The organism is Microbulbifer maximicatervae (SeqCode), assembly GCF_052466985.1.
The window spans coordinates 3,083,109-3,110,078 of sequence record NZ_CP174298.1 but is presented as its reverse complement, the minus strand read 5'-3'; the positions used below and the strand labels follow the sequence as shown (position 1 = coordinate 3,110,078).

At 50.4% G+C, this 26,970-nt stretch carries 19 protein-coding genes; 6 read left to right on the top strand and 13 right to left on the bottom strand.

Annotated elements, in window-relative coordinates; all coding sequences use genetic code 11:
- Positions 1-33: 33 nt before the first annotated feature.
- The 7 genes from ACJJI3_RS13750 to ACJJI3_RS13720 form a co-directional block, all read right to left on the bottom strand.
- Complete coding sequence (locus ACJJI3_RS13750) at positions 34-1,344, bottom strand: YHYH protein (RefSeq protein ID WP_444940056.1); 1,311 nt, start codon at positions 1,342-1,344, stop codon at positions 34-36.
- Between the two features lie 202 nt (positions 1,345-1,546).
- Complete coding sequence (locus ACJJI3_RS13745) at positions 1,547-2,929, bottom strand: MATE family efflux transporter (RefSeq protein WP_444940055.1); 1,383 nt, start codon at positions 2,927-2,929, stop codon at positions 1,547-1,549.
- A 123-nt stretch (positions 2,930-3,052) separates the two neighbouring features.
- Positions 3,053-3,529: a ribosomal protein S18-alanine N-acetyltransferase gene (gene rimI, locus ACJJI3_RS13740; protein WP_444940054.1), complete on the bottom strand. Its 477-nt coding sequence runs from the start codon at positions 3,527-3,529 to the stop codon at positions 3,053-3,055.
- The gene (locus ACJJI3_RS13735) at positions 3,526-4,314 is read right to left on the bottom strand and encodes a uracil-DNA glycosylase family protein (protein ID WP_444940053.1); all 789 of its coding nucleotides are present in this window, start codon (positions 4,312-4,314) and stop codon (positions 3,526-3,528) included. The genes rimI and ACJJI3_RS13735 overlap by 4 nt, the downstream gene beginning before the upstream one ends.
- Positions 4,315-5,850, bottom strand: a complete 1,536-nt coding sequence (locus tag ACJJI3_RS13730) for a 2-isopropylmalate synthase (protein ID WP_444940052.1) — start codon at positions 5,848-5,850, stop codon at positions 4,315-4,317.
- Positions 5,851-6,232: 382 nt separating this feature from the next.
- The gene (locus ACJJI3_RS13725; protein ID WP_444934857.1) at positions 6,233-6,712 is read right to left on the bottom strand and encodes a MarR family winged helix-turn-helix transcriptional regulator; all 480 of its coding nucleotides are present in this window, start codon (positions 6,710-6,712) and stop codon (positions 6,233-6,235) included.
- The gene (locus ACJJI3_RS13720; RefSeq protein ID WP_282934317.1) at positions 6,712-7,191 is read right to left on the bottom strand and encodes a glutathione peroxidase; all 480 of its coding nucleotides are present in this window, start codon (positions 7,189-7,191) and stop codon (positions 6,712-6,714) included. Before ACJJI3_RS13720 ends, ACJJI3_RS13725 begins: the two co-directional genes overlap by 1 nt.
- 171 nt (positions 7,192-7,362) lie before the next feature.
- Here ACJJI3_RS13720 and ACJJI3_RS13715 point away from each other — a divergent pair, with 171 nt between their 5' ends.
- Entirely contained in the window at positions 7,363-9,294 is a 1,932-nt protein-coding gene (locus ACJJI3_RS13715; protein ID WP_444940051.1) for a cytochrome c/FTR1 family iron permease, read from the top strand.
- 57 nt (positions 9,295-9,351) lie between these two features.
- Here ACJJI3_RS13715 and ACJJI3_RS13710 read toward each other — a convergent pair whose 3' ends face one another.
- From ACJJI3_RS13710 to ACJJI3_RS13695, 4 genes are all read right to left on the bottom strand, one after another.
- A complete protein-coding gene (locus ACJJI3_RS13710) occupies positions 9,352-11,175 on the bottom strand; it encodes an MFS transporter (protein ID WP_444940050.1) in 1,824 nt (607 codons plus the stop codon).
- 173 nt (positions 11,176-11,348) lie between these two features.
- A complete protein-coding gene (locus tag ACJJI3_RS13705; RefSeq protein ID WP_444940049.1) occupies positions 11,349-13,235 on the bottom strand; it encodes an MFS transporter in 1,887 nt (628 codons plus the stop codon).
- Between the two features lie 170 nt (positions 13,236-13,405).
- Entirely contained in the window at positions 13,406-15,469 is a 2,064-nt protein-coding gene (locus ACJJI3_RS13700; protein ID WP_444940048.1) for a M13 family metallopeptidase, read from the bottom strand.
- A 154-nt stretch (positions 15,470-15,623) separates the two neighbouring features.
- Positions 15,624-16,838: a TonB family protein gene (locus ACJJI3_RS13695; RefSeq protein ID WP_444906431.1), complete on the bottom strand. Its 1,215-nt coding sequence runs from the start codon at positions 16,836-16,838 to the stop codon at positions 15,624-15,626.
- A 345-nt stretch (positions 16,839-17,183) separates the two neighbouring features.
- On the opposite strand from ACJJI3_RS13695, the gene ACJJI3_RS13690 reads away from it, so the two are divergent.
- From ACJJI3_RS13690 to ACJJI3_RS13675, 4 genes are all read left to right on the top strand, one after another.
- Positions 17,184-17,894 carry a Crp/Fnr family transcriptional regulator gene (locus ACJJI3_RS13690; protein WP_444940047.1) on the top strand — a complete coding sequence of 237 codons (711 nt, stop codon included), beginning with the start codon at positions 17,184-17,186 and terminating at the stop codon, positions 17,892-17,894.
- A gap of 383 nt (positions 17,895-18,277) precedes the next feature.
- Positions 18,278-19,441 (top strand): efflux RND transporter periplasmic adaptor subunit, encoded by a 1,164-nt coding sequence (locus ACJJI3_RS13685; RefSeq protein WP_444940046.1) that lies wholly within the window; start codon positions 18,278-18,280, stop codon positions 19,439-19,441.
- Positions 19,438-22,587 (top strand): efflux RND transporter permease subunit, encoded by a 3,150-nt coding sequence (locus tag ACJJI3_RS13680; RefSeq protein ID WP_444940045.1) that lies wholly within the window; start codon positions 19,438-19,440, stop codon positions 22,585-22,587. The genes ACJJI3_RS13685 and ACJJI3_RS13680 overlap by 4 nt, the downstream gene beginning before the upstream one ends.
- Positions 22,588-22,670: 83 nt before the next feature.
- Positions 22,671-23,591 (top strand): phosphoribulokinase, encoded by a 921-nt coding sequence (locus tag ACJJI3_RS13675; protein ID WP_444940044.1) that lies wholly within the window; start codon positions 22,671-22,673, stop codon positions 23,589-23,591.
- A 70-nt stretch (positions 23,592-23,661) separates the two neighbouring features.
- Here ACJJI3_RS13675 and ACJJI3_RS13670 read toward each other — a convergent pair whose 3' ends face one another.
- Both ACJJI3_RS13670 and ACJJI3_RS13665 read right to left on the bottom strand, forming a co-directional pair.
- Complete coding sequence (locus tag ACJJI3_RS13670) at positions 23,662-24,579, bottom strand: hypothetical protein (RefSeq protein ID WP_413664357.1); 918 nt, start codon at positions 24,577-24,579, stop codon at positions 23,662-23,664.
- Positions 24,580-25,763: 1,184 nt separating this feature from the next.
- On the bottom strand, positions 25,764-26,168 hold the full coding sequence (locus ACJJI3_RS13665) for a hypothetical protein (protein WP_444940043.1): 405 nt from the start codon (positions 26,166-26,168) through the stop codon (positions 25,764-25,766).
- A 272-nt stretch (positions 26,169-26,440) separates the two neighbouring features.
- On the opposite strand from ACJJI3_RS13665, the gene ACJJI3_RS13660 reads away from it, so the two are divergent.
- Positions 26,441-26,893 carry a methylglyoxal synthase gene (locus ACJJI3_RS13660; protein ID WP_444940042.1) on the top strand — a complete coding sequence of 151 codons (453 nt, stop codon included), beginning with the start codon at positions 26,441-26,443 and terminating at the stop codon, positions 26,891-26,893.
- Positions 26,894-26,970: the final 77 nt, after the last annotated feature.

Sequence of the window (26,970 nt, the reverse complement as noted above, 5' to 3'; positions counted from 1 at the left end):
GTGATATAGGTAAGCTGTTTTCTGCTGGCCTAGCTACATGGGCGGTGGGCCAGGGGGAAAACCTCCGCCGACTTCATCGGAGCAAATATTCACAATTGTCTGGTCATCGAGTTTGCCGTAAAAGCGGGGCCCAAAGGTATAGGGAAATGATGGTGTCAGCTGCCCTTCATCATTCAGCTCTACCGTTAGGTGGTAGTGATAACCACGCTCGCTGTCACTGTGCCCATTGTATTGATCCAGATAAGCGCCCTCCTGACTGGTCAAATTGGAGTCCCAGTAATAGTCTTCGTAAAAAAAACCGCTGGTGGTTTGAAAAAGATTGCCTGATAGGGACGTAAAAGTATCGCTGGTACTGGGGCCGGATTGGGCAAGTGTATTTGTGCCCTGTGATAAATCGTATTCATCTACCAGTAAACAACTGCGCTCACCGGCAATCCTGCAGCCGCTGGTAGAGTCGGCATCGTCATAGTCTCTAGTGACCCAGCTACTTACTACAAGTACACCACCGGCCTCCCAAGGGCCATAAATGGGATAGCCATCAGCGGTAAACCCATAGACGGGGGAGTGGCTATCTCCAGTGTCTCCAACCAAGTCGGCCAGGCAATCGCTGTAGAAGTGGTGGTGATAGTCTCCCCGAGCAGCGTGTCCACCACAGATATCAACATCGTACATCTCTGCGACCGGTGCCAGAGTATGCCAGGTACCATTCACGGACTGTCCATCGCTCCACTGGTAGATAGAGGTGCCGTTGACCCAATAGCCCTGTGGTCCGAGTCCACTTTCACAAGCTTCTTCTGAGACCTCTGGCTCAGTTGGAAAATAGCTGTTGTGGGAAACATTTTCTGGGCAGACAGGGCCCGGCGGCCAGAATCCAAAACCCGCTTCGGCGTAGCAGGTATGAGGATTGCTGCTAAAGCCGATATCCTGACCAAAACTCACGATATCGCCAATTTGTACCGTGGGGCTGCCGTAGACAAAGTCGGTGCTCGCCTTGGGGCGATTGATTAGCTCGTCGTAGATAGCGGTGGTGATTTCAATTTCATAATCCGGGATGCCGGATGCAGTGACTTGAGTGTATTCCCTGCCGTCGACAGTGACGGTTTCGATGCTTTGTACATTGACCAGGACCTGCTCATTACTGTTGCTTTCGTAGATGTAAGGCGCCCGTTCATCGTCGGTATTTAGCACCCAGGGGCTGCTGTCATCGCCAGTATCGTCGTCTGATGGGGGTGGGTCTGAATCGTCATTGTCGCACCCTGTTAAAGGTATACAAACCAGAAGTATTGTCAGTGCGCTGATTAATAGGGTGCGGGTTTGAAGGGGGGAAATCTCCTGAAGCCTCATCGAATCACCATCCATGTTTCGCAGTAAGAGAAGAAGGCGGGCTATGCTGCTGTCTGCCGGGGTTTGGAGGAATTTGAAGTTATCGGCAAAAATGGCAAGTAATGTGTACGCCGCCCGTTAAGGCACTGATTTCCTTGTGTTGTGTTTTTAGGGGGGGGGATAGATATGGGCCCAATCAGGAGTGATTCGGCCCATAGATTGATCAGTTGGTTGACAGCTCGGGGCTGGATGTTGTCTCTGCTGTGCGCTGGTGCGTATCGCGGCGCAGCCACCACCAGGAAACAAAGCCGAGAATCAGGTTGGATGCTGCTGTAGCGACAAACAGGCCGGTCATGCCCCACAGGCTGTTTCCAATCCAGGCCAGGGGTAGGTATAGGCCCAGTACCCGCAGGAAAGAAATGACAGTTGCAGGCAGCGGTTTCCCGAGTCCATTGAATGCGGCATTGGCAGACATCACAAAGCCGTAGCCGGCATAGCTGAGAGGTACCAGGGTCAGGTAGGCAACAGCGACGGCGAGAACCTCAGTGGAATCACTGAACAGACTTACGATAGGTTCTGCAACAAAGTAGAGAAGCACAGCCAGTCCCGCTCCAAATACCAGGCAGAATCTTGCCAGTACGCTCACGGTTTCCCGCAGGCGGTCGGTCTTTTCCGCCCCGGCGTTCTGTCCCATAAAGGGGCCGACCACAGAGGAAAGTGCGTAAAACACAATGAGTGCCAGGGGTTCTACTCGGAGTGCGACTCCCAGGCCCGCGACGGCATCTTCGCCGTGCACGGCAACGAGTGCAACGACAACACCTCCGGATACGGGAATAATGACATTGGTGAGCACAGCGGGAAGCCCGACAGCCAACACTTTGCGCCAGGATTCGAGTAGGCCGCTCAGCCGCCATTGTGGGGCTGTCATTAGGTGTTCTTTTTTGATGATGAAGTAAAGTGCAGCAATAAAGCTCAGGGCGCGCACGATAATCGTAGCGATAGCTGCTCCCTGGAGCTCAAGCCGGGGAAAGCCGAAAAGCCCAAAAATCAAAATGGGGTCGAGAATCAGGTTCAGTAGGGCTACCGCCACCATAATACGGCCGGTTACCGCGCTGTTACCAATGGCGCGAAGAGCAGCGAGCGCGACGGTCGGGACAATGACAAAGATGGTTCCCAGATACCAGGGGATCATGTAATCGGCAATAAGCGGAAGCATATCGGGGCCGGCGCCCAGCAGCTCAAATAGAGGGCGCATGGTGGCCAGGCCGATTGCAGTAATCACAATAGCAATCAGCAGTGCCAGTACAGACGCGTCAGTTACCAGGCGGCGAACGTTCTTTATATCCCCTGCGCCGTAAACCCGGGCCACGGCCGAAGAGGTACCTGCGCCGAGGCCGATAGCAAAGCTGTTTATGGCCATCACTACCGGAAAGGTAAAACTCATCGCTGCCAGGGGGCCATCGCCCAGCTGGGAGACAAAATAGGTATCGGCGATATTAAAGGACATGGCGGCGAGAATTCCCCAGACCATGGGTAGTGCCAGTCTCTGTAAGTGACTGGAAACTGAGCCTTCCAGCAGTGATGGGCTGCTTTTTGATAGAGACATGTATAACTCTTGTCAATCCAACGAGGGGGTTGGGAAGTCGGGAATAGTGTTACAGAGCAGGAGTGGCTGCCTGCCGTTCAAGGCCTTGTCGATAAGGCGGGAATTCCGAACGATGGGCTCATTCTACGACTGAGTGTCATTCAGAGCGAGACTCATGAGTACAGCGTCCTCGCGCATTCCGTTTTGCGCGGGGTAATAATTTTTGCGTATCCCGTCTTCAGAGAAACCCAGTTTGCGATAGAGGGAGCGCGCAGCGAGATTGGATACCCGCACCTCGAGCAAAATTCGCTTAACTTCGCTGGGTAATTCCGTTTTCACGCTGTTCAGCAGTGCCTCAGCGAGGCCCTGTCGGCGTTGCGCTGGGGATACGGCAATGTCCAGGATTTCTGCCTGGTCAAACAGGCTACTGATCACGCAACAGGCGATAATGTCATCGCCTTGGATCAGGACCCAGCAGTAGTGGCCGGCGCTGAGACTCTGCTGGTATTGGGCTTCACTCCATGGATGACTGTGGGCACTTTTTGCCAACTGGGCCAGAGATGCACAGTCGTCGGCAAGGGCGGAGCGCAACTGTAGCTCAGTGTAATTTAAATGGGTCATTCTGCGCGGGTTTCAGTCGGGTAACTAGTGCGCAACAGATTCCACAGGGGGCGTTTTAGTTCGGGGGCTCGCAGTAGTTGCGAGAGGCTGGGCATACTAATTAAGCGGGCCTTCTGCCATTCGACCACCTGGCTTTCCAAAGGGATTGGAGTGCAAAAGTCTTGAGCTTCACTGCCCATCAGCCAGATGGATTTAACCGGCATACGAGAATAAGAGGCCTCCAACCAGCTGGAGAATGTATCGCGAGCCTGTGAGGCGTCTTCGGCTGGACCAAAGCGATTTTCTGTTAAAGGCCATTGCAGGCGCTCCTGTTGCCGGGGGAGCTGGTGCCAGTGCAAAGCGCGGAGAATATTGTTGAACAGGGCTTCCAGGGGAAGAGCTGCACCGGGCTCGTGGCTGTCCACGGCCAGGAGTTCCTCCCCAATACGCCAGCAGTTCAAAACAAAAGGTTTAACACTGTGCTGGGGGGGGGCAACAGGAGCCGGTGTCACTGCCACCGTCTCTTGTGGGCGTTTTGTCTGGCCGGTGAGAGCACTTATTTCATCTAGCACACGGGCGTTGCGCTCCGGACTTTGCACCGGCTGGGTGATTATCTGACCTGCTGAGTGGGGCAGTGGGTTTTGAGCTATTCCACTTGCAACCGGAGGCTGCTGAGTCCCAGCAGCTTCTTCGGCGGGAGGCAGTTCGGCTTGGCGAGGATCGGGTGCGAGCGGCAATACGAATCGGGGCACATAGCTTGGAACCCCAAGTACTGATAAATATTCCGCTCGCTGAAGCTCGTTCACTTATACGCCCTGTTTCTTACTCTCACTGCTGGCGAGTAAGTTTAACGCATCCATGTAGGCTTGTGCTGAGGCAATCAGGATATCTGTATCCGCGCCAACGCCGTTGACCAGGCGGCCGTCCTTTTCCAGGCGCACTGTAACGGATCCTTGGGAGTCTGTTCCCTGGGTGACCGCATTTACAGAATAAAGTTTTAAGTCGGCGCCGCTGTTTACCAGCTGTTCAATAGCTTTGAAGGTGGCATCTACGGGGCCGCCACCGCTGGCTTCAGTCTGTCGGGGCTCTCCGTCAATGGTGAGGCTGACAAAGGCCTGGGGGGCTGAGCCTATTTTGGTGCGCACATCCAGATCGCTCAACTGGAACCGTTCCACTGGGGACTCGCCTCCGCTCACCAGAGAGTGCAGATCTTCGTCAAAGATCTCATGCTTCTTATCGGCGAGGTCTTTAAAGCGAGCAAATACCTGCTGGAATTCTTCGGTATCGGCGAAATCTACCCCCAGCTCTTCGTAACGGGCGCGGACGGCAGCCCGGCCGGAGTGTTTACCGAGAACCAGACGGTTTTGACCCCAGCCTACATCTTCAGCGCGCATGATTTCGTAGGTCTCGCGGTGTTTCAGAACACCGTCCTGGTGAATACCGGACTCATGGGCAAAGGCATTAGCGCCGACAATGGCCTTGTTGGGCTGTACCGGGAAGCCGGTAATCGACGACACCATTCTCGAAGTGGGTACGATGTGGCTGGTATCCAGCCCTGTTTCTACCGGGTAGAGATCCTGGCGGGTTTGTACTGCCATAACGATTTCTTCCAGGGAGGCATTACCGGCGCGCTCTCCCAAGCCATTGATGGTGCATTCCACTTGGCGCACACCGTTCATCACGGCCGACAGGGAGTTGGCAACGGCGAGGCCCAGGTCGTTGTGACAGTGGGTCGAAAAGATGGCTTTGTCGGAGTTGGGAACGTTTTCGATAACGCGGCGGAACATAGCCCCATATTCTTCCGGCTCTCCGTAACCAACGGTGTCGGGAATATTGATAGTGCCGGCTCCTGCCGCAATAACCGCTTCGATGATGCGATACATAAATTCCGGCTCGGAGCGGCTGCCATCCTCGAGGGAGAATTCCACATCGTCGGTAAAGTTGCGCGCTGTTTGAACCGCTTTTACTGCCCGCTGCAACACCGCTTCCGGTTCCATTTGCAGCTTGTATTTCATATGGATTGGAGAAGTGGCAATAAATGTGTGGATACGCGAGGCGTTAGCATTCTTCAGGGCTTCGCCGGCGCGCACGATATCGGCATTGACCGCTCGGGCAAGGCTGCAAACCCGTGATTCGGTAACGGCTTCAGCGACGGCCTTGACCGACTCGAAGTCCCCGGGACTGGCAATCGCGAATCCAGCCTCAATGACATCGACACGCATTCTCTCGAGCATGCGGGCGATACGAATTTTTTCCTCTCTCGTCATAGAGGCGCCAGGGCTCTGCTCACCATCGCGCAGAGTGGTATCAAAAATGACTAACTTATCTTTTTTAGTGCTCATTTTCGTTTGTTCTCCTTATTTGCTTTGAGGCTAAACAGGGGGCCTTGCCGCTGTCTATGCATCGCTCAAATAAAGTTTGGAATTCTGTTGGGGGTGGGGGGGAGAAAAATTATATGCCGCGCAGGGGCAGTCGTAGCGAGAAAGCTAGGGCAAGAAAAGACTGGCGCTGAGTGATAAATGGAGTCTTCATATACAACAGTTTCCGCATTAGGTCGGATTCAGGGCATTATGAAGCGGAATCAATCGGAAGGTCAATGTATATCCTAATATTGGCGTACTATTTTATTATTTTGTTATATTATTTTCGTTGCTGGCTGTTTTTTAGTGTTTATATCCTTCTTTTGAAGGGCTGCCCCACTGAGGGTTTCAATGGGGTCCGCTTTTAAGGGGTGGTATCGGTCAATTTATGCAGAAACTGCCACAAGTCTCCGTGTAGTTGCTCTACCTCGCTGCGGCTGATACGGCTGTTGTCCAGCTGTGCTGTCACCCACTCTCTGGCTCTTGGTTTAAGGGCAAGGCCTTCCTCTGTCACAGTGATCAGGGTTATCCGTTCATCCTGATTGCTGCGGCGACGCTTGACCAGGCCGTTTTGCTCCATCCGCTTAAGCAGCGGGGTCAAGGTGCCGGAATCCAGCATCAGCCTCTGCCCCAGTGCACTGACGCTCTGCTCTTCTTCCGATGGCGCCTTGGTGTTGGCCCACTCCCACAGAACCATTAAAACCAGATATTGCGGATAGGTGATCCCCAATTCCTTTAGCATCGGCTGGTAGGCGCGGGTCATGGCTCGGGATGCGGCGTAGAGGGCAAAACATAGCTGGCGGTTCAGTGCTAGCTCGCCGGAATCGTCATCACAGACAACCATCAGAGCATACGCTCGATTTCTGTCTCCAGGGATGCCGGTGCATCCTTTGGCGCGTAGCGTTTAACATTCTCGCCATTCTTACCGATCAAGAACTTAGTGAAATTCCACTTAATGCCCTCGGTTCCCAATAGGCCCGGCGCACGTTTCTTGAGCTCCACAAACAGCGGGTGAGCTTCATCGCCATTGACGTCCAGCTTGGCGTAGACGGGGAAGCTGACTCCAAAGTTCAGTTCACAAAACTCCTGAATTTCCTCATCGCTACCGGGTTCCTGCTTGCCAAATTGATTGCAGGGAAAGCCCAGGACGGTAAATCCACGGTCTTTGTATTTTTTGTATAAATCCTCCAGACCCGCGTATTGCTTGGTGAAGCCACACTTACTGGCCGTGTTAACAACTAGCACCACCTTGTCTTTGTAATCGGCCAGAGTGGTTTTTTGTCCATCAGCGGTTTGCACGGGAATTGAGTAGAGATCGGTCATTGGGAGAGCCTCGACGGTTTGTATTTTGCTAAATTTAGTTGTGCGCAACCTTTTTTGCAATCGCTTTATTTGGGAGTAGCCCTTTTGCAGGCTTTATTGTGAGAATGATTACCAATTATATTATGCGCCAGATTGATAAAACCCTTTTGCAATAACAGTAAAGGATTCTCCATGCGCCTCACCTTACACTTGGCCCGCCTGCTAGTGGCGCTACTGGCCATTACGGTTCTACCCGTCCAAGCCCAGGCCTCCGGTCTTTCAGAGCAGGAATTGCGCCAGCTGATGCAGATGGCAGAGTACATCGGTGTGGATTACCCGGAAGCGGTGGCAGACGGGGAGATCATTAGTGACGATGAGTTTGCAGAGATGCAGGAGTTCGCCTCGGTACTGATCGATCGCGGCGCACAACTGCAAGAGTCGCCCGAAGCGGCGATGATCCGCACCGAGGGGGATGCGCTGCAAGCGGCGATTCTTCGCAAGGCCAGTGTGCAGGAAGTGCAAGCACATACCGCCAAGTTGCGTCAGGGGCTACTGTCTATCGCCCCCGCGCTATCTTTGCCCACTGCATTGCTGAATGTGGATGAGAGTCGCGCTATCTACCAGGCGCAGTGTGTTACCTGCCATGGTATCGAGGGTAAAGGGGATGGCCCCTTAGCGGCACAGTTGGAGCCGGCGCCGACAAACTTCTACGAGTTGGAGCGCGCTGAAAATCGCTCCCTGCTGGGCATTTACGATGCTATCAGTGACGGTATCGATGGCACTGCAATGACCGCCTTCAAAAACTTGAATGAGCAGCAGCGCTGGTCCCTGGCATTTTATGTTGGCGGCCTGGCTTTCCAAGGTGAAGTGGGGGAGGGCAAAGGCGTTGAGCCGAGCTTGCAGGATATCGTGATGTACAGCCCCAATGTGCTGCAGAGTGATCGCCCGGAACTGTCCGGCGCGGCAGTTGCTTCCCTGCGTGCCGACCCCACCCCCTTCTTTGCTGGTGAAGAGAGCCTCGGCGCCCAGCCGATTGAAATAGCCCGTGCGCAACTGGAAAAGTCCCTGGTGGCCTACCAGGAAGGTAACTACGATCACGCTCGCACCCTGGCTATTAGTGCCTACCTGGACGGTTTTGAGATGGCGGAGAGCTCTCTGGATTCCCTCGACGCCGATCTGCGTAAAGCCACTGAACGGGAGCTGCTCGGGCTGCGCAGTCAGCTGAATGCCGATAGTAACCCCGAGCAAGTCAGGGCTCAGGTACAGGTAATTCTTGAGCAACTCGGGCGCGCCAAATCTTTAATGCAGGAGACAACTCTCTCTGCGGGTGCACTATTTATTGCCAGCTTGGTGATTCTTCTGCGCGAAGGTCTCGAGGCGCTGCTGGTAGTGATTGCACTGACAACGATTCTGGTAAAAACCGGTCGTCGCGATGCGTTGAAATTTGTTCACTTCGGTTGGATCAGCGCCGCGGTCGCAGGTGTTGTTACTTGGGTTGCCGCACAGAGTTTGGTTTCCATCAGTGGCGCCAGCCGGGAAGTTATGGAAGGGGTCGCAGCGCTTCTGGCCGCAGTTGTGCTCTTCTATGTGGGTTTCTGGATGCACAGTAAGACCCAGGCGGATCAGTGGCAGCAATATATCCAGAACAGCATCAACCGCAGCCTTAGCGCTGGCGCCCTGTGGGGCATTGCTGGTCTCGCATTTGTCGCTGTGTACCGCGAAATTTTTGAAACCATCCTGTTCTACCAGGCCCTATTGGTGCAAACAGCTTCTAGTCAGTACAGCGCCCTATGGGGTGGCCTCGCTGCCGGTGCGATATTACTGGTTGTGTTGGGCATTGCCTTTGTGCGCTTCTCTGCTCGCTTGCCGATAGGCAAGTTCTTCTCCATGACAACCTATTTACTGTTGGCGTTGTCATTTGTTCTTGCGGGCAAGGCAGTCGCGGCACTGCAAGAAGCGGCGTGGATTGCGATTTCCCCGCTGCCGGTAAATCTCAGCTTTGACTGGTTGGGTATCTACCCGACTTGGCAAGGTGTTGGTATTCAGGGGGCAATACTGGTTGTCGCTCTGTGGTTGCTACTGAAAGGCAGCCGCTCAGATTCCAGTTCCGCTAAAGCGGCCTAAATGGCTTTCGGGTACCCGCAACTCTGTGGGTACCCTATTTTTAATAGCCGCCCCTCTTTATTCGGCACCCTTCAGGTTATCGAATAGCAGTTCTGGAGAAATTTCTGCAAGCGGTATTGGGCTGCCAACCTGTACTGTTGTCTTTAGGTTTCGTTTATAGCTAAGCGAACCTTGGATCGATAGAGGGATAAGTGGCAATGATGCGCTTTGAAAATTTTCCTTGAGCAGAGTGACAAGCTCTGTAATTTCTTTCCTGCTGTTTTCTTCAATCAGGATGCACAGAAGATCCCTGTTTGCCTCTGCCTCATGAATCGCATTGTGCTTTCTCTTGAGCTCTGAAGCTTCGATTTCATAGTAGTTTTTGGGGAAATAGTCACTTTTGCGTAAAAGTGCGTGAAGCCTAGGGCTGTTAGTAATGGCGTCGCTGGGGATAAAGCGAACCTTGCGTTGCGTTGCCCCGCTAACAATAAATGGGGTTAGCAGGTTAGAGTAGCGGGCAATTAGAAGTGCTGAACCTTCGCTAGGGATTTGCTCAATCCCCTCGTATTTCGTGCGCCTGGGCAGGATATAGGTAAGCCAAGAAAGGGTGTCAAATAACATTTCCGGCATTCGAAAAAGCAGGAGTACTAAAAGAGCGAAATTTAGTATGGCCAGCAGGGTAAATACCTGGGGAATTGTCATTCCCACAGGCCCGAGTAGCCCAATAATAGAAAAAGAAATAATGACTACAAATACGGCATTAAGGACATTATTTACAGAGATAACCTGCGCGCGAATTTGTTCTGCTGTTCTTTCCTGAATAATGGTGTATAGCGGTACGATAAAAATACCGCCAGCAACACCGATAAAAGTCGTGATAAATAAGATGGTCAGTCCACCATCACTCTGTAGAAATTGGTTAAGGGATGCGTTGGAGAGCATCTGATAGTTTCCCGATAGGATGCCCAACCAAAGTCCCGCCACCGTCATTCCCAGCCCGCCGGCTGCCACCAAGCCCAGTTCAATACGCCCGCGAGACAAGCTCTCACACATTAGTGAGCCTATAGCAACGCCAACAGTTAGGCAGCAGAGTAGAATCGTGATTATTGGTTCACTGGCGCCAAGCACATTTCTTACAAAGCTGGGAACCTGGGTTAGGTATGCCGTGCTAAATAACCAGAACCAGGAGTTTGCAATAATTGCGTAAAAAACGGTGGGTGTTTTAATCACTTCCCGCATAATTCTCAGCGTTTGGCTGATGGGGTTCCAATCTATTTTTAAAATGGGGGCTGAGGAAGGAGCCGGAGGGATTGCCCTACTGGCGAGATAGCCTAGTACGGCGACAGTGACCATCACCAAGCTCAGATATAACAGCCCAGGTTTTCCCTGGCCCACATCACCGGCTAGGAGGGTGCCGACAATTGTTCCAACGAGTACTCCGGAAAAGGATGCAACTTGGGCTAAACCATTTCCTCCAAGCAATTCTGATTGCTTTAGGTGCTGAGGTAAGATGGCATATCTGACAGGGCTAAAGAAAGCTGTGTGGGTGGCAAAAAGTATCAATACGATAAAACTTAAAACTCGGTCATCAGTGAGTAGCGCAATGGCCCCGAGGATACCGATTAGTATTTCGGCGGCTTTAATAATTCTTATGACTCGACCCTTTTCATACTTGTCAGCTAATTGTCCAGCGGCGAGTGAAAATAGAAAATACGGTATGACATAAAGGCTACTGGCGAGATTAATTAGTGTATTGGCTTCTGCTTTGGCTAAATGAAATGCCAGTATGACTAGCAGGGAGTTTTTAAACAGGTTGTCATTAAAAACGCTGCTTAACAGTGAGAGAAACAGTGGCATAAAGCGGCGACTGGCGAGGAGCTTGAACTGGTTGCTTTGAGCCATGGTTAGGCCTTCGTCCCTGTGCCGCCCTTAGCAGCTATGTATTTCTATTCTCGCTATCAGAATAGGTGATCGGAATGATTTAAGGAGGGGCTGGCATCGTGAGGGAGGAGAAGAATTTATGTGCCTACCAGTGAAGTAGGCACATATCCTTGTTGGTCAAGAAAAAGGAGAGGCTAGCGTTTCTCTCCGCGCAAGCCCAGCACCTGGCGATATAGAGCCTCTGCCTTGGCACCGGCTGCTTCGACAGGCCTGCCGGCAACGACGCTCACCCGCGACCAAAAACGCTTGGGCAATGTAGTGAAGGCATGACCGCCTTTATGACTGAAAAAGCTTCCCCAGAGACCTTGGAGGGCCATAGGGATTACAGGGACAGGGGTTCTCTCCAGAATTTTTTCTATGCCTGCTTTAAATGGCTGTAGTTCTCCGTCTTTCGTCAACTGACCTTCGGGGAATATGCAGAGAAGATCTCCATCTTTTAGCCCGTCCTCAATGGCTTGAAAAGCCTGTTCATACCCTTCAGGGTCTTTCTGCTTGGAGCAAATTGGAATTGCCCTGCCTGTTTTGAAGACGAAGTGCAAAATTGGAATTTCATAAATGGGCTTGTACATAATAAAGCGGATAGGACGGCGGACAGCGCCGGCGAGTAATAGTGCGTCGACATAACTCACATGATTGCAAGCGATTAGGGCTGGTCCCTCTGTGGGTATCTGTTCAAGCCCTTGGTGCTTTACCCGGTACATGGTGTGGGAAAGGGCCCAGATCAAAAAGCGCATAGCAAATTCTGGCACTTTGGCGAACACAAAAATGGCGACCGCCGCATTCATAAGGGCAATTACAAGAAAGAACTGCGGTATGGTCGCGTCCAGCATATTGAGGAACAGAATTCCAAGTAGAGCCGAAGCCACCATAAAGAGGGCGTTTAAAATATTGTTTACGGAGATGATTTGTGCACGAATTGCTGGGTCGGATCGGTCCTGGATCATGGTGTACAGAGGAACGATGTAAAGACCCCCAAACATCCCCAGCAGCACCAGACAACTGAGAAGAGAGTATGCGCCATCGGTACTTAGAAATGCGGTAAAGCTGGCTTCATGGAGTTCTGCAAAGTTTCCCCCGACAATACCCAGGGCGATCCCACTTATGGTGAGTCCAGCCGCGCCAACAGGCACCAGGCCAAGTTCAATAAATCCACTGGAGAGGCGCTCGCAGATCAAGGAGCCAATGGCAATACCAATGGTAAAACTGCACAGCAGTAATGTAACCACTGATTCACTGCCACCTAGGACATTCTTGGTAAAACTGGGAATTTGTGTCAGATAGGCCGCCCCCATTAACCAAAACCAAGATATTCCAATAATGGAGTAGAAAATTGAGGGAGTATTCGCGCTGGCACGGAGTATTTTATGGGTTTGAGTAATGGGGTTAGGGTTTATTTTGAGATTGGGTGTGGGGGCTGGCGCTGCGGGGATTGAGCGGCTGGCCAGATATCCCAGGGTAGCTGCACCCATAATTACCAGGCCTAAGTAGAGGATTCCCTGTTGCCCATGACCTGTGAGGCCTGCGAGTAGGCTACCGACAATCGTTCCCGTCAAAATGGCCACAAATGTCCCCATTTCCACCAGAGCATTGCCCCCTATCAGTTCGGAACGCTTCAAGTGTTGAGGGATAATCGCGTACTTCACAGGGCCAAAAAAGGCGGACTGTATGCCCAGGAGAAAGAGCACAGTTAAACAGAGTGCGTTGCTTCCGCTAAAAAGGGCGAAAACACCCAGTGCACCGATTCCGATCTCTCCTAGCTTAATCCAGCGTATTAACCTCCCCTTGTCGTATTTGTCTGCGATCTGACCGGCGGAGGCAGAAAATAAGAAAAAGGGAAGAATAAACAAACCAGCAGCCAGGTTAATTAGTGCGTTCGCTTCACTTTCCACCAGGCGAAAGGCGATCATGACAATTAGGGCATTTTTATAAACATTGTCATTGAAGGCGCCCAGGAACTGGGTGCTGAAGAACGGTAAAAAGCGGCGGCTAGTGAGAAGATGAAACTGAGACTGGTTAGCCATTGGCAACTCTCTTCTTATTTAAGTGAGCTAATGGTAAGTCATACTGCCGACGGGAGGTATCCCCCGTGATAGTGGGGAAATTGGTACGATAGATTAGGGGTTGTTGGAAGAGAGGTAGAATTGGTCGGGGGGAAACCCGGCCGCGTGGGCGGCCAGGTGAGGGTACCGGTTTACCAGACAGTTACCCGTTCCTCTTCAGGCAGGTACATGCCGTCGCCTTCCTTAATATCGAATGCTTCGTAGAAAGCATCGATATTTGGTAGTACGCCTTTCACACGATATTCAGCGGGAGAGTGACTATCTACCTTCAAACGTCCACTGAGGGCTTTATCGCGCATCTTGCTGCGCCACACCTGAGCCCAGCCCATAAAGACCCTCTGATCGCCGGTAAAGCCGTCAATAACAGGTGCCTCTTCTCCATCTAGAGACATTTTATAAGCTTTATAGGCAATTCCCAGGCCTGATAAATCGCCGATATTCTCGCCCAGGGTCAGCTCGCCGTTGATGTGTTCACCCTCAAGCGGCTCGTAGGCGTTGTACTGGGATACGAGCTTGCTGGTCAGCTGCTCAAAATTGTTACGGTCGGAGTCGGTCCACCAGTTGTTGAGATAGCCGCGTCCATCAAATTTACTGCCTTTATCATCGAACCCGTGTCCAATCTCGTGGCCGATTACACCGCCGATACCGCCGTAGTTGACTGCATCATCCGCATTCATATTAAAGAATGGTGGTTGCAGAATCGCTGCAGGGAATACGATTTCATTCATGGCTGGGTTGTAGTAAGCATTCACAGTCTGTGGGCTCATGCCCCACTCATCGCGATCAATCGGCTTGCCCAGCTTATTGCGATCGTATGAGGACTCAAACAAGTTAGCTGCCAGAACGTTGCCAATCAGGTCATCGGATTTAACTGTCAAGTTACTGTAGTCACGCCACTTGTCTGGGTAGCCGATTTTGGTGGAAAAATTGCTTAGCTTAAACAGAGCCTGCTTTTTGGTATCTTCGCCCATCCACTCGAGGGATTCGATGGATTCCCGGTAGGCGGCCTTCAGATTGTCCACAAGTACAACCATTCGCTCTTTAGCTTCAGGCGGGAAGTGCTTTTCTACGTAGCGCTTACCGACCAGCTCGCCTACAGAACCATTGACGAATTGCACGCCGCGCTTCCAGCGGGGTTCCATTTGTTCAATACCGTGAACGGTGGTGCCGTAGAAGTCGAAGCGCAGTTGTGCGATTTCGTCATGCATGTAGGGCGCCATTGCATTAAGCACTTTGACCTTCAGGTAGCGCTTCCAGGTTGCCAGCTCAGTATTGGCAATAATCTCATTGGCCGCTTCCAGGTATTCAGGCTGGCCGACAATAAAACTATCTGCTTTCTTCAATTGGGCTTTGGCTAGGTAGCTGTCCCAATCTACAACGGGCATTAGCTCTTTAAGTTCAGCAACAGTTTTCTTGTTGTAGTACTTTTCCGGGTCCCGGTTATCAACGCGGCTGCGATGGTGTTTTGCCAAACTCTCCTCAAGTTTGAAGATCTTGTTGGCAAAGTCTTCAGCCTCTTTAAGTCCTGCGAGGCCTTGAAGATCAGCGAGGTAGGTTACATAGGCTTCGCGGAGTTTCTTACTCTTCTCAGTGTTCTCGAAGTAGTAGTCGCGATCAGGGAGTCCAAGGCCTGCCTGCCACAGGAAAGTCATGTAGTTTTCTACTTGCTTCAGGTCCTGCCAGATGCTTCCACCAAATGGTACATCGTAGCCGACGGTATCCGCATAGGCGAAGAAATCGGTAAGATCCTTGCGGTTTTTAATTGCATCGACTTTGGCGAGTTCGCCGGAAACCGCGGAGAGCCCTTTTTTCTCGATCAGCTTTTTATCCATAAAGCTGTTGTAGAGATCTCCAATTTGCTTGGCATCGGCGCTCTTGGCTCCCTGGCTGGCTTCCATAATCAGAGCTTTGACTTGCTCGGTACTTTGGTCTCTCAGAATAGAGAAACCACCCCAGCGGGACTTGTCCGCAGGGATTTTAGTATTCTTCAGCCAAGTGCCGTTTACATAAGCAAAGAAGTCGTCTTGAGGCCGTACACTGGTATCCATAGCGCCCAGGTCGATACCTGAGGAAAGCTGAACCTGCTCAGCGGTAGCTTTACTACCGGTGGAGTGGTCGTGAGCGACAGCAAACAGAGGGAACTGGGTTCCCGCCAGGGTACCGGCAATAGCGAGTGGTAATAGTAACTTTTTCATTTTTGCTCTTTTGGCTGAATATCCGCCGAGCATACTAAAAGCAGGGGGTGAGCTGGGGCAAGAGGGCTGCGCCTAGCCGGGGATAAGTTGCGTTGGAGTGAGTTTAACCAAAAGCCCCGCATCGCGAGGCTTTTGGTACAAGTTGAGTAGCTATTTAATCTGGCAGGCGGAAAGTGATAGGGATAGAAAAGTTATAAGTATCTGTACCTAGCTGCGCAGGGACTCCAGGGTAGGGTCCAGCTCTGCGTACAGCAGCTTGGGCCTCCCGGTTAAGGCTGGCATGACGGGATTCCTGTACCGGTTGGATATCTTGTACCTGGCCTTGAGAATCAATAGTCACATTGAGGCGTACACTACCTTCATGGCCCCGCTCTTGGGCTCGTTTGGGGTAGCGAATGTAGCGGAACGTGTGACGCAGCAAGCTGGAGTGGTAGATCTGGCGTGCCAGAATCATATCAGCCGTCAGGGGAGCCTCTTCCTCCTCTTCCATCATATCTTCGGCATCTGCAGCCAGGAGTGGGCCATCCTCAGGAGGTACCGTAATAAGCTCAATCTCATCCTCAGCTTGTGCTGGAACGGCCCCTTCCGGTTGAGGTCCCTGTTCACTGTCCCCTTGAATGCTATCAGCCTCAGTTACAACCGCTGCTGCGGGAGCGGTTGCGGCTAGGGCTAGAGTTGGAGGCGGAAGATCAGCAATTTCAATAGCCGGTTTAGGTTTAGTGGCTTCAGTTGGCGCCTCTTCGGCAGCAGTGGCCTCTTCCTGGCTTATTTGCTTGAGTTGTAATTCGGCAACTCTCTCGCTTGTTGGGGCCAGGGACTCGAATGTAGTTACCAGGCTACCTGACACTTGGCCGGCGGAAAGCAACCCATCTTTAAAGTCAGTAGAGGGGGGGACAGAACCAATCCAGGCTCGTAGCAAGGTATTGAAGAAGTCGGGATCAGCAATCTCTCCAAGTCGAATACTGTTAAGGGAGATTGTTGTCGAGCCGGTATCGGCGGCGAACTCGATACTCAATTGATCACCGTGAGCAAAGCGCCCCTTAAACAGATTGGCAAAGGTCACCATGTTTTCTGCCTGACTGCTGAGCGTATCTCCGCGGTTGTTAATCGCAATGGCTTCCATCCATTGATTGCGGAGTCGCCGTGCCGGCAGACTTTTGGTGATAACACGAACCTCCAAGCGCCGAGGAATATTGTTATCGAGTAGTGTGCTGGAATCCCGGGTTAGATTTTCCGAGTATATTGCAGCGATATAAATGTCTTTATTAAATTGTTTTTCTAGTGCAAGACCGTTTAAAAGTGGTGCAGCTTTCGCAGTGAGAGCAAATGTAAACACCCAAAAAGAGAGGACAATTTTTATCGATTTCATTGTTCTACGGTGTCTCAGTAGCAGGAGCAAAATGTTCCGCTAAGTAAGAATTCAGGGGCCCCAACCCCAATGCACACAAGTCAGATTAAAAAGTGCGCGCCCAAAGCTTGTGAGAGTACAATGTACTACTCACTACACCTAACTCTACTGTAACTGGAACGGAGTTCAAGCCTGATAAGGTCAGACTGTCCTCATTCGCCCAAGATAAAGGGTTGGTAAGGAAACGATTGTCACACTTAGAAACAGGTGTGCTAGGTCGATATCGTTTAGAATGGCACTTTGCAGAGTGGCTTAGGCCACTCTTTTCAGGAAAATGGAATAGTTTTCACTAAATTTGAATTGTGCATGGAAATTAAACCTCTAAGCGAGTATCCACGGGATGCTGTGGATCGTCTTCTCAATGTCATCCATCTATTTCGGGATATTCGTGCCTCGAGTGAGTGGCAATACGATGTATTGCTAAAGCGCTCCCGGCTGGTCAGCCTTCAGTCGGGTGAACAGCTGCTGCGTGCAGGGGATGTGGATCAATGGGTCTACTTCTTGTTACGCGGTGAGTTACATGTGAAGGTGAATAGTCCCGCAGCTGAGGAGGCTCCGGGAAATGAACGTCCTTTGGCGGTAATACGTCCAGGTGAGTTATTTGGTGATTTGTCGATGCTATTGGCGGAGCCCCGCAGTGCCGATGTATTTGCCGCGAATAATAGCCAGGATACTCAGGTTCTAGGCGTTGATTGTACGCTGTTTGGTGACCTGGAAGACTTATCACTTTTACAGTTGCCAGCAAAACTGGTTTTCTATCGCAATATGGTGCATTCATTGCGTTGGAAACTGGAGGTCTATAGATCCAAGTATCCGGGGCATCAGTTGGCGAATAGCCATAGAAAGCTGAAACTTTATACGGGACTAAAAAATAGCCGGGAAGAGTTAATTGCCTTAGCGGAACAGGCGAAAGCTTTGGCTCAAATTCTGCTCGACTGGAATGCGGAGTTTGGTTCTGGTGAGCTGGTTGATGATGAATCCGACATGCTTGGATTTCTGGAATCTATGCTGTCGTAAAGATTTCCCGTTCAAACCAAGGGCGAGAGAATTATTTTCTCGCTCCTGACTGCTCTCCCTCCTCTTTGTACTTATTTTTATTGGCACATGTGTACACCTTTCTTAAGGTGGGACTATCTGCTGATTCCAGTCTAAATTTGTAGATCACTCGGATATTTCATTTGCCCGACATTAACCACGTATTTATTGACAGAATTCGAGTAGGACACAGCGGAGCTTTTTATAAGTCGCTGTGATTGTGTAAAAATCGCTTAGCTTCAGTTGTTATCGCAGATCCCTTCGATTGGATTTAAGACCCGCTTTTGCGATGGCGCATCATTGCCCAACAGGTTTAGAAAGTTATGAATGTATTGGCATCAATCTGGTCAAGGCGCAATTACCGAATGGCAATTATTGTTTCGGTGATCGCTATTTTATGGCTGCTGAGTGGGCAGTTATTCTCCGGTGCAGAGGATGAGCAGTCAGAATCTAAAGAGGTAACTGCCAAGAAGCCAGAGCCTGAATTGCGAATTCAAGCCCAAATCATTGAGTCCAGCCCATACGCCACTCAGATACTAGTGAATGGGCGCACTGAGGCTAACCGGCATGTACGTCTGCGCGCTGAACTGGATGGCATTATTGCTGCACTTCCAGTTGCGGAAGGGCAGACAGTTAGACAAGGGGATGTCATTTGCGAAATCGAGGCTGAAGATCGTATTGAGCAACTGGCATTAGCTGAAGCGGCAAAACGCAAAGCAGAAATAGACTTTGCCGGTGCCGAGAAACTTAAGAAAAAAGGACTGCAGTCGGATACCGCAATGGCCCAGCAGCAAGTTGAGCTTGCCCGAACCAAGGCGGAGTACACACGTGCCAAAGTGACGGTAGAGAAACTACAAATTCGTGCACCATTTGCTGGAGTAGTGAATAGCCGAGCGGTGGAGCTGGGGGATTTTATTCGCCGGGGAGAGGAATGCGCGACCATTCTTGACTTGGATCCCATCCTAATTGTTGGCGAAGTTTCAGAGGATCAAGTGGGGAGCCTTGTTGAGGGCGGGCCGGCGAGAGCCCAATTACAAAGAGGACTGTTAGTAGACGGATACCTTCGTTATATCAGTCAACAGGCGCAGGAAATTACTCGGGCTTACCGAGTGGAGGTAGCAGTAGATAATCCAGGTAATCAACTTCCCGGAGGCTTGAGTGGTCAGCTGGTCCTCCCGACCGGTGAAATTACGGCCCACCATATTAATGCATCTCTACTCACGCTGGATGATAGCGGTGAATTGGGGGTGCGGACTCTCAATGATAAAAACCGAGTGCAATTTATTAATGTTTCACTGGTTGGGGATGGTGATGGCGGCGTCTGGGTTTCTGGACTGCCCGACACAGTGACTCTGATTACTGTGGGACAAGAATATGTCACTACGGGAGATTTGGTTCGTGCAGAAATACTGAAAACTGGGGAAGAGTTTTCCCGGGAGAACCAAGCGAAGGAAGCTTCCCCAGTAGATTCCGCTGAGGTGACTCCGGTATCCGAAACTTCAGTGATTCCCGAGGGGGATTCGCGATGAAGCTGTTGGAAAGCGCTATTCAGAGAAATCGCAGCACAATATGCCTGATGCTGCTGATTGTTTTAATTGGCATAGTTGCTCGCGCAGCGATGACAATTGAATCAAGTCCTGAGGTGAACCCCCCATTTGTAATTGTACAGGTCACTCACGAGGGAATTTCCCCAGAGGATGGTGTACGCCTGTTGGTCCGCCCTCTGGAGAAGGAAATTCGTGCGGTGGAAGGGGTTGTCGAGGTGATTGCTGTCGCCCGGGAATCCCTTGCATATATCGTGATTGAATTTGACTCTGCCATTGGTGTAGATGATGCCGTCGATGATATTCGCAATGCTGTAGAGCGGGCCAGGGCTGAGCTGCCCCGGGGTGCCGACGAGCCTACCGTGGAGGAAGTATCCGCTCAACCTTTCCCCACCATTGTCGTTACCCTATCCGGCGAGCAAGTGAATGAACGGGTTTTACTGCGCTCGGCTGAATTGCTTAAGCGGAAGATAGAGAGTATCCCTGAGGTGCTAGGTGCAGATCTCCACGGTAATAGGGAGGAGGTTGTTGAGGCAGTGATTGATCCGGTGCGACTGGAGCACTATCAAATCACCAGTGCGGAGTTAATCAACGCGGTATTGGGGAACAATCTGTTAATTCCTGCAGGGGAGCTGGAAACCAATCGGGGCCGTTTTTCAGTGAAAGTCCCTGGGTTGATTGAGACCGCTCAGGATGTTTATGAAATTCCGCTCAAGAAGTCACGCGATGGAGTTGTAACCTTGGGTGCTGTTACAGATATTCGCAGAACCTTCAAAGATGCAGTGAGCTACACCAGTATCAATGGTCGCCCGGGGCTCGCTATTAATGTTGAAAAGCGCAACGATGCCAGCTCTGTCGATGTCGCGGATCGAGTCCGGGAAGTCGTTCAGGCTGAATTTGGTGTTTTGCCGCAGGGAATTACGGTTGAGTTTGTTTTTGACCAATCTGATTTTGCGCGGGATATGGTCAGTGAGATGCAGGGAAACATCCTGACCGCGATGCTATTGGTAATGATTATTGTCGTTGCCGCGCTCGGCTTTCGCTCGGGAATTCTGGTGGGACTGGGAGTGCCCTTCTCTTTGCTGTTTGGTTCCATCATCACCTGGTATCTGGGTTATTCGTTTAACTTTATGGTGATGTTCGGAATGTTGCTGGCCCTCGGTATGTTAATTGATGGTTCCATTGTGATTACCGAGTTTGCCGATCGGAAAATGGCTGAAGGCTTGTCAGCAAGGGAGTCATATGTTGCATCAGTCAGTCGGATGTTCTGGCCGGTAGTTGCCTCAACGGCGACTACCCTTGCAGCATTTTTGCCGATTATGCTGTGGCCTGGAGTGGTGGGAGACTTCATGCGTTACCTGCCCGTTACAGTATTTGCAGTATTGGCGGGGTCACTCTTGTACGCCCTGTTTTTTGCTCCTGTGCTGGGTTCACTGTTTGGCAAAAGCGCAATGGATGCCTCTACTCGTAACTACCTGAGCCAGTTAGAGGATGGCTTACCTCGAGCCCTGCCTGGAATTACCGGCTGGTATGCGCGTATTCTTGAGAAGGTTCTGCAGCGCCCATTGGGTGGGTTCTTAACCACTATTGCCATTCTGGTTGCCATCTTTATTGGCTTTGTCAATTTTGGTGCGGGTGTTGAATTTTTCACGGATACAGAAGAGCAATACGGCAATGTAGAAATTAGGGCCCAGGGCAATTTGTCCATGGAGGAGAAAAAAGCCCTGGTGGTGCAAGTGGAAAGAGCCGTGCTTAGTGTGCCTGAGGTTCGAATAGCTCACACTACAATTGGTTCTGGCGGAATTTCTGGAAATTCTGATCGTTCCCCAGATCAAATCGCCAATATGTTAGTGGAGCTTTATCCCGCAGAGGAACGTGAGCGACGGAGCCGCGACATTTTTGCCGATATCCGTTCCCGCACCTCAGATTTTGCCGGAATTAAAGTAACCGCAAATGTAATGGAGGGAGGACCGCCGGTAGGCAAGGATATTGTTCTGGAGTTGCGCAGTCAGAACTATGAGCAGCTACTGCTGGAAACCTGGCGACTACACCGTGCAATGGAGGAAATTGGCGGGTTGCGAGATATTGTAAACACCGCACCACTACCTGGCATCGAGTGGGAAGTGAAAGTCGATCGAGCCAAGGCAGCCCTATATGGTGCCGATCTAACTGAAGTTGGCAGGGCGGTGCAGTTGGTTACCAATGGCGTCCGGGTTGCAGAATATCGACCCGATGATACGGATGAAGAAGTAGATATACGTATCAGGTACCCCAGAAGTGCCAGAGGCATAGCCGCGCTCGATCAGCTAAAAGTTAATACCGTGCAGGGTACCGTTCCGATTAGCAGTTTCGTACATACGGAAGCCATGCCCAAGGTCGATAAGATTGAGCGAATCGACGGAATTACTCGCATGCAAATTAAGGCTGATGCGCAAGAGGGGATTCTGCCGGATGACAAAGTGAAGGAAATAAGGAAGTGGTTGCAGACTAATCCGGTGGATAACCGGGTTGAGCTGCTATTCCGTGGGGCGGACGAGGAGCAGAATGAGTCTTTTCAATTCCTAGGCATAGCCTTCCTCCTGGCTCTGTTTTTAATGTTTATCCTGTTAGTAACACAGTTCAACAGCTTCTATCAGTCTTTATTGGTACTTTCATCTGTGATTATGTCCACTTTGGGAGTGATGTTTGGCCTGCTAATAACACAAAGCACCTTCAGTGTGATTATGACTGGAGTGGGTATTGTGGCGCTGGCTGGAATCGTGGTGAACAATAATATTGTACTGATAGATACCTATAATTTCGTGCGTAAGAATGAGCCGAGCCTCACACCAACGGAAGCAGCAGTAAAGGCATCGACACAGAGGCTGAGACCGGTCTTTTTGACAACGGCAACAACTATCCTCGGGTTGTTGCCCCTGGCGCTAGGCGTCAGTGTGGATATGGTCGGGCGCAATATTGTTGTCGATGGAGTGATAGCCTCTTTTTGGGTGAAGCTAGCCAGTGCAATTGTTTACGGGCTTACCTTTTCCACTTTGCTGACGTTATTGGTTACACCCATTATGTTAGTACTACCGGGCCGCTCCAAGAAGAGGGGTAATCCAGAGGGGGTTATTGAGTCGGTAACAAGTTAGTGACGGCTATATAAGTACTGTAATCATAATTAGTGATCACAAAGTTCGGGGGCTTAGGCCCCCGTTTTTATAGCGGGGAATTTATGAATAAGGCTAAATGGCCGAATGAAGTTTTAGAGCGTAGTGGACAGCTTAAGGAGAGTTTATCGGGACCTTTTAAGGAGCTGTTGCGTGAGCATCAATTACCATGCGATTTCCTCCTGGTGCTCGAACAAATTTTTCTTCCCCTCGGAGTTTGGGTACTGACTCGCCATAAGCGCAGTAATCCATTAATAATTGGGGTTAGTGGGGGGCAGGGTACCGGCAAGTCGACCCTGGCGGATGTGTGGCAATGTATTTACCAGGCGATGGGCTATCGCTGCTGTGTTTTGTCTCTGGATGATATCTATTTAACTCTGGAACAGCGCCGCAAGCTGGCTACACAGGTACACCCTTTACTCGAAACTCGCGGTGTGCCGGGAACCCATGATATTGGCTTGGGGATCAGCACGCTCAAGGCCCTGTGTGCATCCAGTAGTGATTCCGCTATCGCATTACCTAGGTTTGATAAAGGACGTGATGATCGGATCCCTAAGCACTTGTGGCCCGTATTCAGGGGGCAAGTTGATGTTGTTATCTTCGAAGGATGGTGCCTAGGAGCCAAGCCTTCAGAAGGGTATGAAGGATCGCTCAATGAACTGGAGTGCAGGGAAGATAGTACTGGCGAATGGCGAAATTTTGTTAATCAACAGTTGGAAGATTCTTATCGAGATCTTTTTTCGCTTATCAATGTATGGGTGATGCTCAAAGCGCCGAGTATGGAATGTATCGTTGAGTGGCGTAAATTACAGGAACATAAACTCAGGGTTCGCTCCGGAATGGGGATGACAGATCAACAAATTGTTCAGTTTGTACAACACTACGAAAGAGTGACGCGGAGCTTGCTAGAGGATATGCCGGGTTGGGCAGATTGTGTTATTGAGTTGGGGGAGGACCATCAGGTGAAGGGCTTGCGGATGCAGTAAGATCTGTTTAAACCCTGGCGAGGCCAGGGTTTAAACTAACTGAATAAATCAGTTTTACTTAAGCGCTGGCTTACTTAGCCTTGGGCGGACGACCGCGACCGCGCTTTACAGGAGCAGCTTCAGTTGCTGCTGCGGCTGTGGCTTCTGCTTTTTTGGGGCGCCCTGGCTTTTTCTTAGCGGCTTCCGCTTTTGCTGGGCGACCGGGCTTCTTTTGTGCGGATTCTGCCTTAGGTGGGCGGCCACGACCGCGTTTTACAGGAGCAGCATCAGTTGCTGCGGCGGCTGCGGTCTCTGCTTTTTTGGGGCGGCCGGGCTTTTTCTTAGCGGCTTCAGTTTTTGCTGGGCGACCGGGCTTCTTCTTGGCTTCAGTGGCGTCTTTTTTGGGACGGCCAGGCTTTTTCTTAGCTTCTTCGGTCTTAGCGGGACGGCCAGGCTTCTTCTTGGCTTCTTCAGTTTTAGCTGGGCGGCCGGGCTTTTTCTTAGCTGCGGTGGCTTTCTTCTTGTCAGCAGCAGCGGCTTTTTTAGCGGCAGCAGCAGTTTTCTTCGCTTCGGCAGCGGCTTTTTTCTTTTCAGCAGCAGCCAGTTTCTTAGCTACAGCAGCTTCTTCTTTAGCGACGATCTTAGCTACCTGAGAAGCCAGCTTGTTGGCGGCTTTGATTTCAGCCAGTGCATCTTTGGCTTCAGTTGCGGCAGTTTTGGCTTCAGTTGCAGCAGTTTTAGCTGCAGCGGCGGCTTCACGTGCTTTTTTCAGCTGTTGCTGTTGAGCAGCAGTCTTTTTCTTAGCTCTAACAGTCGCTACTTTATCTTGAGTAGTTTTTGCTTTAGCGGCAGCCTTCTTGGCACTGTTTGCCAATTTCTCGGCTTTGACAGTCAGGTCTTTTTCCTGCTTAAGGCGGGCAGTTTCCAGTTTAGCGGTAAGGGAGCGTAGCTCCGCTTCCATTTTTGCGACGTCGCTGGTAGCGACTTGAGCAGCTTTTTTAGTAGCCATTTAAATATCCCTGCAAAATGAATTGTTTTAGTAAGTGGGGGCATTCCTATCAATTATTCTCAGCCATCTTTAACGGAATTAGGCACCGTCCAAGATGCATGTTTTCGGCAGAAAACAATTGATAGTGAGTCCCCCCAAGCTAGCGGCGCTAATTGCAGCTTATTTGTATACCTAATTGCAAGTCCTTTAGATGGTTTTTTTCTATTTAATGTAAAAAAAATGGCTTTTTTTTACATATTTTTCAATTGCGGGCCGTTTGAACTGTGTTTTTGATCTTTTTGGGAACTTGAAAGCACTCATTACTGGTGATTCTTTAACTTCAATATTCTTTGTATCAAGTCAGTATCAGTGGCGTTAAATAGTTGAGTAATTTTGTAAGCTTTATGAACCTGTTGGTTTAGTTGTTTTGGCTTTTATAGTTGGATTTTGATGGTGGCAGATAGTTTCTGTTCATCAATTAACAGAGAGCCGGATTAACAAAACTTAACTGCGAGCTTTTGCCTGCGTCAATTAGCGGGTAACCTCCATAGCTGGTTGTGTAACCTTGCGTATTGAAGTGTGATATTCAAATTGCGGAAAGTTGGCAAGTGTCAAGATGTCAGAGACAGCTTGAGTCCTATTGCCGTACCCTGATATTTAGTAAGGAATTAAAAACTGGGGGAGAACTCACACTCATGTACGGGATCTAGCGCCCCGTATATAAGTACCAAGCGGTTGGGGTATTTGGGGTCTTGGCTGCCGGGATCTGCCATTACTGCTGCGAGGTTTACTTTTACATGGCGGAAAGTAAACCAGTGATAAATCTAGTTATAACCATGTATATAATGGGACGGAACTGTATTAGTTTGTGCTCTTCAGTCGAGGTCTTTTTAATTACCGAGAAAGCGAGCGCTTGGTCTCCAGTCATTTGTTTTGCTATCACGTGACATCCCTGCTAGTCATAAAAGGAGTAGAGGGCAGTTATTCAGAGGCAAGTAATACCAGAAGCTATTTGAATGCAGTCCTGATTATCCGTACGTTGATCAACAATCTTAATGATATTTTTATGGGCAATGCTTCTGCTTTGGAGTGGCTGCTCTTACCAAAGGCAACCTTATGAGTTTTGCAATGGGAGAGGGGGAGAGGACTGACCCAGTAACAGAATATCTCTGTCACTGGGGTGATATGGAGTCAATCGTGTAGCTTTATAGTGGCCCGTAGGGCAAATAACGATTGTTGGAATTCTGGCGAATCCATAACAGTTGTTCTTTTGTTAATGGCGTCGAGCGTTGCTTGAGTACTTTGGCGAGGGGAATTACTGCAGACTCAGCGCCGGCGTCCCAGCCTGGCAGTTTCATTTCTGCCAAGGTAAAGAAGCGGATCAGTTGCCATAGCTGGGCACTGTTCCAATGTTCGCTCTCTTCAATCCAGTGTTGGAAGGGAAGGCGAATAAGTGTGGAGGGTACTTTTTCAAACGCTCCTACTGATTCTGTAAAAGGTTTATCTGACTCTGCAATTTCGATAAGTCTGAGCAACTGCTCCCGGTTGAATTCTTCACTGGTTTCATTTTGTGGGCCACTTACCTGTGGCTCCCAGGCTCCTACGCTCATACTTACTCCTTATAAAGGTCCGGTTTCTTGCTGTTGCATTATAGCGAGGGGGGCTGTGTTCAGGGGGATCTTACTCTAGATAACAATGAATAAAGAGGTCTTTGAATTAATCCACATTACTTCTTCGAATCTAATGAATCGTTTTGTAGTAATTTTGGAAGTCTTTATAAAGGAGTTGGGTTGCGATAACAGGGACTAAACCTACGGGAAAATCAAATCTGTCGGTGCTTATTTGAGATACTATAGAAGAGACTCTTGATATTGAGGTTCAAATGGAATTTATTGCTAAAGCACTGCCGGCGACAAAGCGAGTGGCTCTGGTAGCCCATGACAACCGTAAAGATGCCATGATTCAGTGGTGTCTCAGACATCACAATCTGCTCAAACAACACCAGTTATTGGCTACGGGGACTACTGGTGGAAAAATTGAAGATGCGACGGGTTTAAGTGTCGAAAAGCTCTTAAGTGGCCCTCTGGGAGGTGATCAGCAGCTCGGAGCGAGGATTAGCGAGGGGCAGGTGGACTTACTGATATTCTTCTGGGACCCCTTTGAGCCCATGCCCCATGACCCAGACGTCAAGGCACTACTGCGTATTGCTGCAGCGTGGAATATCCCAGTGGCTTGCAACCAGAGCAGTGCAGATATGGTGGTACAGTCACCATTGATGGACCAATCCTTCGAGCATGAGGTGCCTGACTATCACAGCTATCTAGCAGGACGTTAGTCGGAATTTTTGCTTAAAATTTGATCTTTTCTGTCGGCTCGATTCTGTAACTTATTGATTTTTAAAGTTTATTTATC